The organism is Pseudomonas sp. DWRC2-2, from assembly GCF_049897885.1.
Classification (GTDB): domain Bacteria; phylum Pseudomonadota; class Gammaproteobacteria; order Pseudomonadales; family Pseudomonadaceae; genus Aquipseudomonas; species Aquipseudomonas azotoformans_A.
The window spans coordinates 55,529-69,905 of sequence record NZ_JAFCXD010000003.1 but is presented as its reverse complement, the minus strand read 5'-3'; the positions used below and the strand labels follow the sequence as shown (position 1 = coordinate 69,905).

General features: G+C 60.6%; 14 protein-coding genes and 1 tRNA gene. 4 read left to right on the top strand and 11 right to left on the bottom strand.

What is annotated here, in order from left to right; all coding sequences use genetic code 11:
* Positions 1-121: 121 nt before the first annotated feature.
* A complete protein-coding gene (locus ACP7EW_RS15585) occupies positions 122-1,900 on the top strand; it encodes an acyl-CoA dehydrogenase C-terminal domain-containing protein (RefSeq protein ID WP_426218183.1) in 1,779 nt (592 codons plus the stop codon).
* 240 nt (positions 1,901-2,140) lie between these two features.
* On the opposite strand, the gene ACP7EW_RS15580 is transcribed toward ACP7EW_RS15585, so the two are convergent.
* Positions 2,141-3,040, bottom strand: coding sequence for a LysR family transcriptional regulator (locus ACP7EW_RS15580; RefSeq protein WP_016977852.1), 900 nt, complete (start codon positions 3,038-3,040; stop codon positions 2,141-2,143).
* Positions 3,041-3,249: 209 nt separating this feature from the next.
* On the opposite strand from ACP7EW_RS15580, the gene ACP7EW_RS15575 reads away from it, so the two are divergent.
* From ACP7EW_RS15575 to ACP7EW_RS15565, 3 genes are all read left to right on the top strand, one after another.
* The gene (locus ACP7EW_RS15575; RefSeq protein ID WP_426218181.1) at positions 3,250-4,512 is read left to right on the top strand and encodes an aspartate aminotransferase family protein; all 1,263 of its coding nucleotides are present in this window, start codon (positions 3,250-3,252) and stop codon (positions 4,510-4,512) included.
* 244 nt (positions 4,513-4,756) lie between these two features.
* Entirely contained in the window at positions 4,757-5,077 is a 321-nt protein-coding gene (locus tag ACP7EW_RS15570; RefSeq protein ID WP_426218179.1) for a helix-turn-helix domain-containing protein, read from the top strand.
* A 95-nt stretch (positions 5,078-5,172) separates the two neighbouring features.
* Entirely contained in the window at positions 5,173-5,331 is a 159-nt protein-coding gene (locus ACP7EW_RS15565; RefSeq protein WP_007904205.1) for a YqaE/Pmp3 family membrane protein, read from the top strand.
* A 5-nt stretch (positions 5,332-5,336) separates the two neighbouring features.
* On the opposite strand, the gene pqqE is transcribed toward ACP7EW_RS15565, so the two are convergent.
* The 10 genes from pqqE to ACP7EW_RS15515 form a co-directional block, all read right to left on the bottom strand.
* Positions 5,337-6,467 carry a pyrroloquinoline quinone biosynthesis protein PqqE gene (gene pqqE, locus ACP7EW_RS15560; protein ID WP_426218177.1) on the bottom strand — a complete coding sequence of 377 codons (1,131 nt, stop codon included), beginning with the start codon at positions 6,465-6,467 and terminating at the stop codon, positions 5,337-5,339.
* Positions 6,460-6,735 (bottom strand): pyrroloquinoline quinone biosynthesis peptide chaperone PqqD, encoded by a 276-nt coding sequence (pqqD, locus tag ACP7EW_RS15555; protein ID WP_426218175.1) that lies wholly within the window; start codon positions 6,733-6,735, stop codon positions 6,460-6,462. Before pqqD ends, pqqE begins: the two co-directional genes overlap by 8 nt.
* On the bottom strand, positions 6,732-7,484 hold the full coding sequence (gene pqqC, locus ACP7EW_RS15550) for a pyrroloquinoline-quinone synthase PqqC (protein WP_038843048.1): 753 nt from the start codon (positions 7,482-7,484) through the stop codon (positions 6,732-6,734). Before pqqC ends, pqqD begins: the two co-directional genes overlap by 4 nt.
* An 11-nt stretch (positions 7,485-7,495) precedes the next feature.
* Positions 7,496-8,407 carry a pyrroloquinoline quinone biosynthesis protein PqqB gene (gene pqqB / locus ACP7EW_RS15545; protein ID WP_426218173.1) on the bottom strand — a complete coding sequence of 304 codons (912 nt, stop codon included), beginning with the start codon at positions 8,405-8,407 and terminating at the stop codon, positions 7,496-7,498.
* A gap of 66 nt (positions 8,408-8,473) precedes the next feature.
* Positions 8,474-8,548, bottom strand: coding sequence for a pyrroloquinoline quinone precursor peptide PqqA (gene pqqA / locus ACP7EW_RS15540; protein WP_003194766.1), 75 nt, complete (start codon positions 8,546-8,548; stop codon positions 8,474-8,476).
* Positions 8,549-8,707: 159 nt separating this feature from the next.
* On the bottom strand, positions 8,708-11,050 hold the full coding sequence (gene pqqF / locus ACP7EW_RS15535; protein ID WP_426218170.1) for a pyrroloquinoline quinone biosynthesis protein PqqF: 2,343 nt from the start codon (positions 11,048-11,050) through the stop codon (positions 8,708-8,710).
* A gap of 48 nt (positions 11,051-11,098) precedes the next feature.
* Complete coding sequence (locus ACP7EW_RS15530; RefSeq protein ID WP_426218168.1) at positions 11,099-11,893, bottom strand: carbon-nitrogen hydrolase family protein; 795 nt, start codon at positions 11,891-11,893, stop codon at positions 11,099-11,101.
* 10 nt (positions 11,894-11,903) lie between these two features.
* Positions 11,904-13,586, bottom strand: coding sequence for a flavin monoamine oxidase family protein (locus tag ACP7EW_RS15525; RefSeq protein WP_426218845.1), 1,683 nt, complete (start codon positions 13,584-13,586; stop codon positions 11,904-11,906).
* A gap of 167 nt (positions 13,587-13,753) precedes the next feature.
* Complete coding sequence (locus tag ACP7EW_RS15520; protein ID WP_426218166.1) at positions 13,754-14,200, bottom strand: Lrp/AsnC family transcriptional regulator; 447 nt, start codon at positions 14,198-14,200, stop codon at positions 13,754-13,756.
* An 88-nt stretch (positions 14,201-14,288) separates the two neighbouring features.
* Positions 14,289-14,365: transfer RNA gene (locus tag ACP7EW_RS15515), tRNA-Ile, on the bottom strand.
* Between the last annotated feature and the right edge of the window lie 12 nt (positions 14,366-14,377).

Genomic DNA, 14,377 nt, shown 5'->3' with positions numbered 1-14,377 from the left:
ACTTAAAAATACCGATCAGTCACAAGTGGACCCTATGTGTCTGAAAAGTTGTTCGGGTACACTCTGAGCCTGTAAAACCGACTCTTACCGAATTACTTTCCACGTTCTCACGAGGTTTGCCATGGCTGATTACAAAGCGCCGCTGCGTGATATGCGCTTCGTCCTCAACGAAGTCTTTGAGGTCGCCACCACCTGGGCCCAATTGCCGGCATTGGCAGACACCGTTGACGCCGAAACCGTAGAGGCCATCCTCGAAGAAGCCGGCAAAGTCACCGCCAAATCCATCGCCCCGCTCAGCCGCGGTGGCGATGAACAGGGTTGCCGCTGGGACAATACCGCAGTGTTTACGCCGGATGGTTTTCCACAGGCCTACAAAACCTATGCCGAAGGCGGCTGGGTGGGTGTAGGTGGTGACCCGATGTTTGGCGGCATGGGCATGCCCAAGGCGGTGTCGGCTCAGGTTGAAGAGATGATCAACTCGTCGAGCCTGGCGTTCGGTTTGTACCCGATGCTGACTTCCGGCGCCTGCGTGTCGATCAACACCCACGCCAGCGAAGCACTGAAAGCCGCTTATCTGCCGAAGATGTATTCCGGCGAATGGGCTGGCTCCATGTGCCTGACCGAGGCCCATGCCGGTACTGACCTGGGGATTATCCGCACCAAGGCCGAGCCACAGGCGGACGGCTCCTACAAAGTCAGCGGCACCAAGATCTTTATCACCGGCGGTGAACACGACCTCACCGACAACATCATCCACTTGGTGCTGGCCAAGCTGCCGGACGCACCGGCCGGTCCCAAGGGCATCTCACTGTTCCTGGTGCCGAAGTTCATGGTCAATGCCGACGGCAGCCTGGGCACACGTAACACCGTGAGTTGTGGTTCCATCGAGCACAAGATGGGGATCCAGGCGTCGGCGACCTGCGTGATGAACTTCGACGAGGCCGTGGGTTACCTGGTGGGCGAACCGAACCGGGGCTTGGCGGCGATGTTCACCATGATGAACTACGAGCGCCTGGGTGTAGGCATCCAGGGCCTGGCATCCGGCGAGCGTTCCTACCAGAACGCCATCGACTATGCGCGCGACCGCGTGCAAAGCCGTGCGCCAACCGGGGCTCAGCACAAAGACAAAGTGGCCGACCCGATCATCGTGCACCCCGACGTACGCCGCATGTTGCTGACCATGAAGGCCGCGAACGAAGGTGGCCGGGCGTTCTCCACCTATGTGGCGACGCAGCTGGACATCGCCAAGTTCAGCGACGACGCTGCTGCGCGTGAGCGTGCCGATAACCTCGTCGCGCTGTTGACCCCGGTAGCCAAGGCGTTCTTGAGCGACCTGGGCCTGGAAACCACTGTGCTCGGCCAACAGGTGTTCGGCGGCCATGGCTACATTCGCGAGTGGGGCCAGGAGCAACTGGTGCGTGATGTGCGCATCACTCAGATCTACGAAGGCACCAACGGCATCCAGGCACTGGACTTGATGGGGCGCAAGATTGTCGGCAGCGGCGGGGCGTTCTACACCCTGTTTGCCGATGAGATCCGCGCGTTCATTGCCTCGGCGGGTGCCGAGTTGACGGAGTTCACCAAGCCGCTGGGCGCAGCAGTGGATAACCTGGATGAGTTGACCGCCTGGGTGCTGGACCGCGCCAAGACCAACCCGAATGAAATCGGCGCGGCGTCGGTGGAGTATTTGCACGCCTTTGGCTACATGGCCTACGCCTACATGTGGGCGCGCATGGCCAAGGCTGCGCTGGGCAAGGAGTCTGAAGAAGACTTCTACGCCAGCAAATTGGGCACTGCGCGCTTCTACTTTGCGCGCCTGTTGCCACGTATCCATTCGCTGAGTGCGTCGGTAAAAGCCGGTAGCGAATCGCTGTTCCTGCTGGACGAGGCCCAATTCTAAGGGCTTGGAGGGCGTGTAAGCATTCTCTTACATGACGTGCTGCTAATCGTCCTCTATCGCCAGATTGGATCCACGGATAATCTACTTCACATGGACGTCGCGCAGGAAGCGCAAAGCAACAACACGGACACGTAGGATTCTGCCAGGAAGGCGGAGTGAAATGGATGTCAGGGAAACAGTCTGCAAAGCCCCGCTTCGGCGGGGTTTTCTTTTGCCCGCGAAAAAGTCAGCCCCTTGAGTTCAAGGCTGTGCCTGCGGGGCGTTCATCACGTCTTCCAGCAGGGTGCGCAGCAACGCCACCGTCGCTTGCTGGCGCTGCACATCGCGGCACACCAGGCCGACTTTCAGCGGCACCCTGGGTTCACTCAAGGGTTTCCACAGCAGCGACTGGCTGTTGTGTTCGTCCTGAGAGCGGCCCGGCAGCACCGTCGCCAGTTTTGTGTGGGGCAGGCTGTCGAGAATCCCCACCATGGTGTTCAGTTCCGCCTGTACTTGTGGGCGCCTTCCGAGGTTGGACAGCTGTCCTTGCCAGATCTGCCGGACCTGGAACTCTTCCCCTAGCAGCAACATCGGCAATTCGGCCGCCTGCTTCAGCGAGACTTTCTTGAATTCCCGCAAGGGGTGATCCTCGGGGATGACGACTTTCAGTTCATCTTCATACAGCAACACGCCATGCAGTCCCGGCTGGCGCGGCGGCAAGTAGCTGATGCCGATATCCAGCGAGCCGTTGAGCAGTCGGCGCTCGATCTCAAGCCCGGTCAATTCGTAGATCTGCACCACCAGATGTGGCTGGGCCTTGCGCACGCGCTCAAGCATCTGCGGCACCAGGCTGGTGTGCACGGTTTGCAGCACGCCGATGGCCAAGGTGCGCATCGCCTGGCCCTTGAAGTTGCGCAAGGCTTCAACCGCTTGTTGCATGCCGTCGATCAATGGCAGCGCGTGGTTGTACAGCGTGTGCGCCGCCAGTGTCGGCAGCAGGCGCTTGCTGCTGCGTTCGAACAGGCTCACATCCAGGTTCTGTTCCAGTTGGCGAATCTGCTGGGACAGCGCAGGTTGGGAGATAGACAGACGCTCGGCGGCACGGCCTACGTGGCCTTCCTCATACACCGCGACGAAATAACGCAGTTGCTTGAAATCCATAAGACTTACTTATCGAAAAAGCTGGAAAAACGAAATGGCTGTTGGCCCTTGAGGCGCCTAGTCTAGCGCCTATTCGCAGGGCTTACAGGGCCGGATCAGGCAATGAACAGCGTTTATGTTGATAGCGTTTACATAGGCAAGGCAAAAAACCTCAAGGCAGCACAGGCATATCGCACCGACCAAGGTCCGGTTGCTATTGGGGGCCAGCTATGAATCTGTTTCGTCGCCCCGCACCGAGCCTGGACGATTTGATTTTCGAAGCGCCCGGCGATACTTCTTCCAGCGACTCCCTGATGCCCTCCGTTGCCCGCCCTGCGCAAGTTTTCGTACGCGGACAAGGCTCCTGGCTGTGGGACAGCGAGGACCGTGCCTACCTGGATTTCAGCCAGGGCAACGCGGCCAACAGCCTCGGCCACAGCCCTCAGGTGCTGATCAAGGCGCTGACGGACCAGACCCAGGCGCTGATCAACCCCGGCAACGGCCTGCATAACCGCGCTCAACTCAACCTCGCTGAGCGCCTGTGCCATCGCACCGGCAGCGATCAGGCATACCTGCTCAACAGCGGCGCTGAAGCCGTTGAAGCCGCGATCAAGTTGGCGCGCAAATGGGGCCAGCTGCATCGCGGGGGGGCCTATCGCATCATCAGTGCCAGCGCCGGTTGCCATGGCCGCAGTTTTGCAGCGATGTCGGCGTCGGCGGGTGGTCCAGAAAACCGTTTCGAACCGCAATTGCCCGGTTTCAGCCATGTGCCCTTCAACGACCTGCCGGCGCTGCATGCGGCCGTCGATGCGCAAACCGTCGCCATCCTGCTCGAACCGATCCAGGGCGAAGCGGGCGTCATCCCTGCGACCGAGCATTACCTCAAAGGCGTTGAGCGCTTGTGCCATGAACTGGGGATCCTGCTGATCCTCGACGAAGTGCAAACCGGCATGGGCCGCTGCGGCACCTTGCTCGCCGAGCAGCAATACGGCGTACGTGCCGACATCATCACCCTCGGCAAAGGCCTGGGCGGAGGGGTGCCCCTTGCAGCGCTAATGGCGCGGGGCAAAGCCTGTTGTTTCGACGTGGGCGAGTTGGACGGTACTCACCACGGTAACGCACTGATGGCATCGGCCGGGCTGGCGGTGCTCGATGCCGTGCTGGAGCACGGCTTTATGGATCACGTGGGTGAGTCCGGCGTGTACCTGGGCGAAGGTCTTGCCCGCCTGGCCTACCGCTACGACCACGGTCAACTGCGTGGCCACGGCCTGATGTGGGGCCTGACGTTGTCGGAAGATTCTGCGGAGGCTGTCGTAAAGGCAGCGTTGCACGAAGGCCTGATCCTCAATGCCCCGCAACCCAACTGCCTGCGCTTCACCCCGGCTCTGACCGTGAGCAAAAGCAACATCGACGAAATGCTCCTGCGTCTGGCCCGCGCCTTCTCCCGCGTGCGCACCGCCCAACTGCAATGCCGTAAGGGCATCGCCGTTTAACCCCCTATTTCTGAACCGTCTCGCGGTCTACGCGGCGCCTCCGGCCTGATTCTTTTGGCTGGGGGCGTTTTTTTGGGCGTGAAACCTTTGGATTGAAAAGGGCGCTTGAACGTCGCTGAAAAAGATGTTTTTTTGCTGACTCTTTAGGGAGTGGTCGCAGCGAGTGGAGCACGCTTTTGTACTCTTTACCTAGTGCATACCACAGCTGTCACGGGTCTAAGACGGCATATTGAGGGAGTGCATCATGACCAACAAATATGTAAGTGAAGCAATGGAGTCCATCCACCAGTCCGCCTTGGCGCTTTACGCAATTGGCGCCATCAATAAAAACATGCTTCGTGAGTTCGATGAAGCGTGTCTCACGCCCATCCCGTTGCAGATGTCTGCCGAGCGAATCAAGGAACTGCGCGAGCGATGCCATGTGAACAGACCTGTGTTCGCCCGCTACCTGAACACCAGCGCATCCACCGTGAAAAAGTGGGAGTCCGGCGAGAAGCAACCCAGCGGCATGGCGCTCAAGTTGCTGAGCATCGTGAAGAAGCACGGCTTGGAGATTCTCGCCTGACAGTGGCCCAACGCCAGATCCCACTGAACCCTCACGAACGCCCAAGGTCGATTAGCTACACGGCTCACACGAGCCGATTTTCTGGAGCTGACCCCATGGATTTCATTCGTATCATCATCGCCATTCTGTTGCCGCCACTGGGTGTGTTCCTGCAAGTGGGTTTCGCTGGCGCGTTCTGGCTGAATATCCTGCTGACCCTGTGCGGCTACATCCCTGGCATCGTGCATGCGGTGTACATCATCGCCAAGCGCTGAGGCCGTCAGCCTTTTGCGATGAGCCGTGAGTTGCGCTCGTTGCGAAAGGCCAACTGCTCGATGGTCTGGGTGGCGTGTTCGGCTTCTTCCCGCGCTTGCAGGATGATGCCGTGCTGCTCGGACTTGCTGCACACCGGGTCGGCATTGCTCGCGTCCCCCGTGAGCATGAAGGCCTGGCATCGGCAGCCGCCGAAGTCCTTTTCCTTTTCATCGCATGACCGGCATGGCTCGGGCATCCAGTCGTAGCCGCGAAAGCGGTTGAAGCCGAACGAGTCGTACCAGATGTGCTGCATGCTGTGGTCGCGCACGTTGGGAAATTGCACCGGCATCTGTCGGGCGCCGTGACAGGGCAGGGCGGTACCGTCCGGGGTCACTGTCAGAAAGATACTGCCCCAGCCGTTCATGCAGGCTTTCGGGCGTTCCTCGTAGTAATCCGGGGTGACGAAAATCAACTTGCACGGGTGACCTTCGGCTTCCAGTTTGGCGCGGTATTCGTTGGTGATGCGTTCGGCGCGCACCAGTTGTGCCTGAGTCGGCAACAGCCCGACACGATTGAGCTGGGCCCAACCGTAGAACTGGCAGGTGGCGAGTTCGACGAAGTCCGCTTCCAGCGCAATACACAGCTCGATGATGCGGTCGATCTTGTCGATATTGTGCCGATGAGTGACGAAATTCAGCACCATCGGGTAACCGTGAGCCTTCACTGCGCGGGCCATTTCCAGCTTTTGCGCGAAGGCTTTTTTCGAGCCGGCCAGCAGGTTGTTCACCTGTTCGTCGCTGGCCTGGAAGCTGATTTGGATATGGTCGAGGCCGGCTTTCTTGAAGTCGCTGATTTTCTGTTCGGTCAGGCCGATGCCGGAGGTGATCAGGTTGGTGTAGAACCCCAGCCTGCGCGCTTCGGCGATCAGCTCGGCCAAGTCTTGACGCACCAACGGCTCACCGCCGGAAAACCCCAATTGTGCGGCCCCCATCTCGCGGGCTTCGCGAAACACCTTGAACCATTGCTCGGTACTCAGCTCCTTGCCCTGCTCGGCAAAGTCCAACGGGTTGGAGCAGTACGGGCATTGCAACGGGCAGCGGTAGGTCAGCTCGGCCAGTAGCCACAGCGGCAAGCCAACCGGCGGTTTTTCAGACAAGGGTAATCCAGTGCTCTGCACGGGCGACCTCCATGAAATCCTCGATGTCTTTACCGAGTTCTGGCACGCCGGGGAACTGTTTATCCAGCTCAGCGATGATCGCCGCCACGTCGCGCTCGCCGTCGATCAAACCACCGATCAGCGCAGCGCTGTCGTTGAGCTTGATCATGCCCTCGGGATAAAGCAGTACATGGCCTTTTTGCGCGGGCTCGTACTGGTAGCGATAGCCCTGGCGCCAGGTGGGTTTCTTGCTGCGATCAAAGCTCATAGGGGGATCCCTTTATGCCACACCCGTTGGTCGGTCACGCTGTGATACGGCGGGCGTTTGAGTTCGTAGGCCATGCTCATGGCGTCCAGCATGCTCCACAAAATATCCAGTTTGAACTGGAGAATTTCCAGCATGCGTTCCTGGCCTTCACGGGTGGTGTAGTGCTGCAACGTGATCGCCAAGCCGTGCTCCACATCACGACGGGCCTGGCCCAAGCGGGTGCGGAAATATTCATAACCGGCCGGGTCGATCCACGGGTAATGCTGCGGCCAGCTGTCGAGGCGCGATTGGTGGATTTGCGGCGCGAACAATTCGGTCAGCGAGCTACTGGCGGCTTCCTGCCAACTGGCGCGGCGGGCGAAGTTGACATAGGCGTCTACCGCGAATCGTACGCCGGGCAGTACCAATTCCTGCGAACGCAGTTGGTCCGGGTCGAGGCCCACAGCCTGGCCCAGGCGCAGCCAGGCTTCGATACCACCGTCTTCACCGGGGGCGCCATCATGGTCGAGCAAGCGCTGGATCCACTCGCGGCGTATCTCGCGGTCCGGGCAGTTGGCCAGGATCGCGGCGTCTTTCAGGGGGATGTTCACCTGATAGTAGAAACGGTTGGCGACCCAGCCCTGGATCTGCTCGCGGGTCGCGCGGCCTTCGTACATCGCCACGTGGTACGGGTGATGGATATGGTAGAAGGCGCCCTTGGCACGCAGGGCGGCTTCGAATTCGGTGGTGGTCAATGGCGTGTCAGTCATGTCGGTCGCTCCTACAATTCAATGCTCATGCCGTCGTAAGCCACTTCGACATTGCGTCGCACCAGTTCCGCTCGCTCGGGGGAGTCTTCATCGAGGATCGGGTTGGTGTTGTTGATGTGGATAAGCACTTTGCGCTGCTCGGGCAATTGCTCCAGCACTTCCAGCATGCCGCCGGGGCCGTTTTGCGCCAGGTGGCCCATTTCGCGGCCAGTGCGGGTGCCCACGCCACGGCGTTGCATTTCGTCGTCGTCCCACATCGTGCCGTCCACCAGCAGGCAGTCGCTGCCGGCCATGATCTCCAGCAATGGCGCGTCGACCTTGCCCAGCCCCGGCGCGTAGAACAGTTTGCCGCCGGTGCGCAAGTCTTCGACGATCAGGCCGATGTTGTCGCCAGGGTGCGGGTCAAAGCGGTGCGGCGAGTAGGGCGGTGCGGCGCTGCGCAGTGGCAGTGGGGTGAAGCGCAGGTTGGGGCAGGCCGGGATGGTGAAGCTGGCGTCCAGCTCAATGCGGTTCCAGGCCAGGCCGCCGTTCCAGTGGGTGAGCATGGTGAACAGCGGGAAGCCGGTGCTCAGGTCTTCATGGACCATGTCGGTGCACCACACTTGGTGCGGGCAGCCTTCGCGCAGGCTCAACAGGCCGGTGGTGTGGTCGATCTGGCTGTCCATCAGGATGATTGCGCTGATGCCGGTGTCGCGCAGGGCGCGGCCGGGTTGCATCGGTGCAAAGCCCTGGAGTTGCGCACGGGTATCCGGCGAGGCGTTGCACAGGACCCAGTTCACACCATCGTCGGAGATCGCGATGGACGACTGGGTACGCGCTTGGGCCCGCAGGCTGCCATCACGAAAACCCGCGCAGTTCACGCAGTTGCAGTTCCACTGCGGGAACCCACCGCCGGCGGCGGAACCTAGAATCTGGACAAACATGGCAGCTCCATCAAGCTCAAAACAAAAACGCCCCGGGCGAACCGAGGCGTTGTATTACCCAGCGGATTAACGGCTGGCGAAGTACATGGTGACTTCGAAACCGATGCGCAGATCAGTGTAAGCAGGTTTGGACCAGGTCATATTCTTACTCCTACGAAGGGATGGGACGTTTACTACCAAGTAATACATATAGTCCACCTCCAGTCGGAGATGTTCAGATGTGTGCGTAGGAATGTTACGCAATTCTTTTCAAGTTAGCGCTGTCTTGGTGGAAAAAGCCTTTTGCAGGGGCGGCAATGATCAGTCTGCCGCTTGCCAGATTTTCGAGATACGCGGGCCGTTGGCCACGCAGCGCCAGCCGCCTGCGGCGTCGTTCAATTGCTGGGCGGCTAGCTGTAACGCTTCGCGGGTATAGGTTTGGATGTGGGATTGAAGGTCAGCCAGGTGGCCCGACGAGTGGCCCGCCAGATGGGCGTGCCACAACAATTCGGCGGCTTGGGCGCTGGGCAGTTCCTGCGCTGAGAATTGCTGTGCCAAAGCCATGTTGCCCAAGTCGGCGCTGCTATCGATCAGCGCTGGCAGTTGTTTCAGGAATACGTGCAGGTGATCAACGATGCCTTCCAACGACACGCTGGGGGATTGCACGCCGAATAGCAGGCCGGTCTGGCCATTGATCTGTCGGATGCCGCTGAACACGGCGTAGCCGATTTGCAACTCGACGCGCAGGCGCTGGTAGAGCGGGCCTTGGAGCAGATGGCCAAGCAGTCGCCAGGCGGCTTCATCCGCCAGGGACTGACTTGGCGTTGGGCAAAACAGCAGCAGTGCGGCTTCATTAGCGTCGGTTTTAATCTCATGCCAGATACGCTGGCCGCTGAGAGAGGGCAGAACATGATCAAGGTGTGCAGGCTGCCCTGGCAGACGGACCGCTGCGGTCTTGATCGCGGCTTCATGCGTTGCCGAGAAACCCAGTCCCAGGCCGTGCCAGCGCGAAGTAGGCCAGGATGCCGATTCGGGATTGTGACCGTTGCAGCACGCGGGGAGCGCCTTGAGCAATTCACGGATGGCGATCATCGGCGGTAAGGCGGGTGGGGCTTCTTGCGGTTGATTCAGGCTTTGCGCCAACGCGTCCAGCACGGCCGGCATGGGCTCCTGCAGCCCAATCATTTTCACCTGCCAGTCTTGGCCCAGGCTTTCGAACGACAATTCGACGCCCGCCTGACGGGCATGCTCGCGCAACGGCTGCAAAGCGTTTTCCAGGCCGGAGGGGGCTGATCGCCATTGCAGATACAGCGCACCCTCATCACCGTCGCCTGCCAATGCCTGGCTGAATGCCAGCGCCGACACTTCCTTACGTCCGCGGGAGCGATCCTGCGCAAAGGTGCGCAAGCCCCGGTGAGCGCTGGTCTGGCCGCGAATCAGGCCGGCGCGTTCTTCCTTGACCGATGGGCGTAGGAATGGGTTGTTCGGTGGCAGTTGCCATGAGTGCTCGGAGGGCGGCAGGTGCAGCGAACCAAGCAGGGCCTTGAGGGCGACAACGTCCTGTTCCGATAGGTCTTGACTGTCGTTTCGGGCCAAGGCCAGGGCGCCTTGGACCTGCTGTTGACGCGCGGCCAGCAGCGCAAACTCTTCCCGCAGTGAGGTCCAGTCGCTGTGTGCGAAAAAGCTCAACCAGTCGTGCAGCAACGCCTCGATTTGCGTAGCCGATTCGCTTTGGGTGGTGAAGCCGATATCCAACACAGCCTGCCCGGCGAAGTCATAAATCACAGACGCCTGCAGGGCAGCCGCCAGTTGCCGCGTCTTCAATTCAGCCAGCAATCCGCCGGGTGCCGAGGCGTTAAGCCAGGTGCAGAGAAACGCCAGTGCTTCCCGTGGCGCATTGCAGGCGATGACGTGGTGCAGGTGATGGTGGGTGGTGTGCTGATAGCTCCGCGCATCGCCCTGCATCAATGCCGGTGGAGCGGATTGTGGGCGTAGCGGTCCTGAGATGAGTTGCTCGCTGAACGGCTGTGCCAAGGCTTCCAGCGCTTCCAGTGATTGCGGACCCGCCAGGCTCAAGGTCATCTGCCCGCTCTGATAGAACTGCGTGTGGAATTCCTGCAACGCCTGCTGAAATGCCTCACGCTCCACCGGCAGGCTGTCGCGGTTGCCTACATGGAAACCCCGCAGCGGATGATCCGCCGCCAGCCCTTCCAGCAACGCGACCTGCTGCTGCGCCTTGGCATCCTGGGACCAGGCGACAAACTCGGCGTGCAGCACCTCGCGCTCACGCAACTGGTCCTCCAGCGCCAGGCGCGGGTGGCTCAGCATGTCAGCCAAACGCTCCAATCCACCGGCAAACAGTGCAACGGGCAGCTCAAAGAAAAACTCCGTGGTGCGCTCACGGGTGCTGGCATTGATCTGACCCCCATGACGTTGCACGTAGGCCATCAACCCTTCGTTCGTGGGAAAACGCTCGGTGCCCAGGAACAGCAGATGTTCGAGGAAATGCGCCAACCCCGGCCACGCCAGCGGCACGTCATGGCTGCCCGCGGCTACGCGCAAAACGGCGGCGCAACGTTTGAGACGTGGCGCATGTTGCAAGGAAACCCGCAAGCCATTGGCGAGGGTCAGGTGAAGGTGATGAGGGTGGGCCGGCGCAGGCATGGGCACTTCCGAAACGTGGGATGTGCCTATGCTAACAAACCGGCTGGATCAGGGCTTGTGCAGCACGCCGTATAACTCGGGGCGACGGTCCTGCAAGTAGTGATTGGCGGCACGGGCCTCCAGGATCGACTGACGATCCAGCGCCCCGACGATCAAGGCTTCATCCAGGCCCGCCTGGGCAATGCGCTGGCCATTCGGCGCGGCGATGCTGCTTTGCCCGCAATACTGGATCTCGCCTTCGTGCCCGCAATAGTTGGCGTAGGCCACATAACATTGGTTCTCGAAGGCCCGCGCCCGCACGGTGACGTCGGCTACAAAGTCGAACGGCACCATATTGGCGGTGGGCACCAGGATCAGTTCGGCACCGGCGAGGGCCAGGCGTCGGGTGTTTTCCGGAAACTCGAGGTCATAGCAAATCAGGAAACCCAGCTTCCAGCCGTTGAGCTCCACCAGCGGGAAATCATCGCCGCCGGCACTGAACATCGAGTGGTCCAGGTCGCCAAACAGATGGGTCTTGCGGTAGTTGCACAAGCGCTGGCCGTGGGCGTCGATCAACTGCACGGCGTTGTAGATCTGGCCGTCCTCGGCCCGCTCCGGGTAACCGTACAGGATCGCCAGCCCTACACGTTTGGCCAGTTCGGCGATCGCCTGTGCCGACGGCCCATCCTGCGCCTCGGCCAAGGCGCCAACCGCCTCGGCACCGATGTTGTAGCCGGTGAGGAACATCTCCGGCAGCACCAGCACATCGGCGCCGGTCGCCTCATGCGCCAAAGCGTGCAGGCGCTTGAGGTTGCCGGCCACATCCAGCGGCAATGGTGGGCATTGGTACAGGGCGACGCGCATGTTCAACTCCTTAATCGGCCAGGGCGATCGGCCCGATTTCATCGAATACGTCACCCGGCCCTGGGTTCTGCGGGTGAGTGCTGCCACCGAAGTGGGTCATGATGCCCCACACCGCATTCAGCGAAGTCTGCACTGCGCCCTCGACCCAGGCTGGGGTCCACGACACATCATCACCGGCGATAAAAATCCCACGTTGTTCGGCGGGCATGTCCTTCTGCATGAAGTGCGCATACATGCGCTGGTTGTAGCGATAGTGGCCCGGCAGCGCGCCTTTGAAGGCCCCGAGGAAATGCGGGTCGGCTTCCCACGACACGGTGATCGGGTCTCCGATGATGCGCGCCTTGATATCGACTTTCGGGTAGATTTTTTTCAGGGCGTCGAGGGCCAGTTTTACGCGTTTGTCGATGGGCTGCGGTAGCATTTTCAGGGCGTCGCTCATCCACGAATAAGACAGGCAGATCACCCCTGGCTTGTCGTCGCCGTTATCGAACAGATAGGTGCCACGGGTCAGGCGATCGGTGAGGGTCATGCTCATCAGGTCGCGGCCGGTTTCAGGGTCTTTGTCTTTCCAGAACGGGCGGTCGACCATCACGAAGGTTTTCGACGATTGCATGTAGCGCGTGCGGTCCAGGGCCATCCACATCTTTTGCGAGAACAGAGTTTCGTCGCACTCGATCTGGGTGGTCAGCAGCCAGCTTTGGCAGGTGGTCAGCACTGCAGCGTATTCGCGGGTGTCGCCATAGTTGTCGGTGACGGCGAAACGGCCATCGGCGGCATGGGCGATGCGCTTCACCCCGGCCCGAGGCGCGCCGCGATGCAGCGAGCTCAGGCTGGTGCAGGCCGGCCAGTGGGCGCAGCGCTCCGGCACATGGCGCCAGATGCCCATCGGCACCTGGGCCACACCGCCGACCACCAGGTGTTGATGGTCGTCGCAGTTGGTCATCACCACACGGAAGATTTCCAGCATGGAGTTGGGGAAGTCTGAGTCCCAGCCGCCAGTGCCAAAACCGACCTGGCCGAAGACTTCGCGGTGCAGGAATGACAGCTTGGCGAACGCCTTGGAGGTCGCGACGAAGTCGTAGAAGGTACGGTCATCCCACAGTGGCACCAGCTTGTTCCACAGTTCCTTGAGGCGCGGCACGTCACGGTCGCGGATGGCCTGCTGGATGTCGCCGAACTGCGACCCGGCTTCCAGGGCGTCGGCCCAGGCGTCCGCCACTTCCTGGAACAGCACCGGCAAGTCGGAGAGTTTTTGCGCGTAATGGGTCTGGCCTTCAAGGTCGATGACCGTACTGCCGGACGCCGGGGTCAGTGGGTTGGGGAAAGGTTTGGTTTCCAGCCCGAGTTTGTCCACATAGTGATAGAACGCGGTGGACGACACCGGAAAGCGCATGCCGCCCAGCTCTGCAATGATGCCTTCGGCACCTTCGAAGGCTTGGGAGCGCAGGCGGCCGCCCATTTTCGAGGCTTCGTACACTACCGGCTTGAGGCCGAGCTTCATCAGTTCGTAGGCGGCCACCAGGCCCGCGATCCCGGCGCCGACGATCGCCACTTCGGCACCGTGGTTGGCCGCGGGGATGCTGCCGAGGCCGGCCGGGTGTTCGATCCAGTCATCAAAGGCGAACGGGAAATCCGGGCCAAAGATGGTGATAGGCTTTTTACCGTCGGCGGGGTGGCGATTGATTTTGCTGATGGTGCTGGACGGAATGCTCATGGCTGACCTTACTGGCGACTCGACGGGACGCGGCCCGTTGAGTATAGGAAAAGATGGCAGCCAGTTTAGGGAGCGTTGCGCTCGTTATTAAGACGCAATATGTCGTCGGATTGGATTGTTTTTAGTCAAAATGACGAAGATGGTGATCAGATTGGCTGTCCACGATCCAATTTGTTACTGAGGATGATCGAGGTGGTGGTTTTCTCCACCCCGTCGACACTGCCGATCTGGTCCAGCAGTTGATCAAGCTGTTCCGGCGAATCCGTTCGCAGCCGCGCCACGTAATCGAACTCGCCACTCACCGCACACAGCTGTTGAACCTGCGCCATTGCACTAAGCCTGCGCAGCACTTCCTTGCCCGAACGCGCTTGCACGGTAATACCCACATAGGCCTGCAAACCACCATCGACAACCCGTTGGCCAAGGCGTACGCCGTAACCAGTGATCACGTTGGTTTTCTCCAGCCGCGCCAGGCGCGAGGTGACCGTGGTACGCGCGATGCCCAACTGCCGGGCCAGCATGGCTACGCTCTCGCGGGCGTTGATCTGCAGGGCGGCAATCAGTTGGCGGTCGATTTCATCGAGGACGGGCAAGGTGGGCACTCCAGTGCAGGCGGCAATGGGGCTATATGTTACAGACTTCCAGACATACAAAAGCCGCGCAATGCGCGGCTTTCTTGTTTGGTGGGCCCAGTAGGACTTGAACCTACGACCAATGGATTATGAGTCCACTGCTCTAACCAACTGAGCTATAGGCCCTGTAACAGGTCG

What these genes read in the sequence shown, in the direction of transcription:
- ACP7EW_RS15565 (WP_007904205.1), top strand. Translation starts at nt 5,173, where the DNA reads ATGGATTTCATTCGTATCATCATCGCCATTCTGTTGCCGCCACTGGGT.
- pqqF (WP_426218170.1), bottom strand. Translation starts at nt 11,050, where the DNA reads ATGCCTGCGCCGGCCCACCCTCATCACCTTCACCTGACCCTCGCCAAT.
- pqqB (WP_426218173.1), bottom strand. Translation starts at nt 8,407, where the DNA reads ATGTTTGTCCAGATTCTAGGTTCCGCCGCCGGCGGTGGGTTCCCGCAG.
- ACP7EW_RS15575 (WP_426218181.1), top strand. Translation starts at nt 3,250, where the DNA reads ATGAATCTGTTTCGTCGCCCCGCACCGAGCCTGGACGATTTGATTTTC.
- ACP7EW_RS15530 (WP_426218168.1), bottom strand. Translation starts at nt 11,893, where the DNA reads ATGCGCGTCGCCCTGTACCAATGCCCACCATTGCCGCTGGATGTGGCC.
- ACP7EW_RS15585 (WP_426218183.1), top strand. Translation starts at nt 122, where the DNA reads ATGGCTGATTACAAAGCGCCGCTGCGTGATATGCGCTTCGTCCTCAAC.
- ACP7EW_RS15570 (WP_426218179.1), top strand. Translation starts at nt 4,757, where the DNA reads ATGACCAACAAATATGTAAGTGAAGCAATGGAGTCCATCCACCAGTCC.
- pqqC (WP_038843048.1), bottom strand. Translation starts at nt 7,484, where the DNA reads ATGACTGACACGCCATTGACCACCACCGAATTCGAAGCCGCCCTGCGT.
- pqqD (WP_426218175.1), bottom strand. Translation starts at nt 6,735, where the DNA reads ATGAGCTTTGATCGCAGCAAGAAACCCACCTGGCGCCAGGGCTATCGC.
- ACP7EW_RS15580 (WP_016977852.1), bottom strand. Translation starts at nt 3,040, where the DNA reads ATGGATTTCAAGCAACTGCGTTATTTCGTCGCGGTGTATGAGGAAGGC.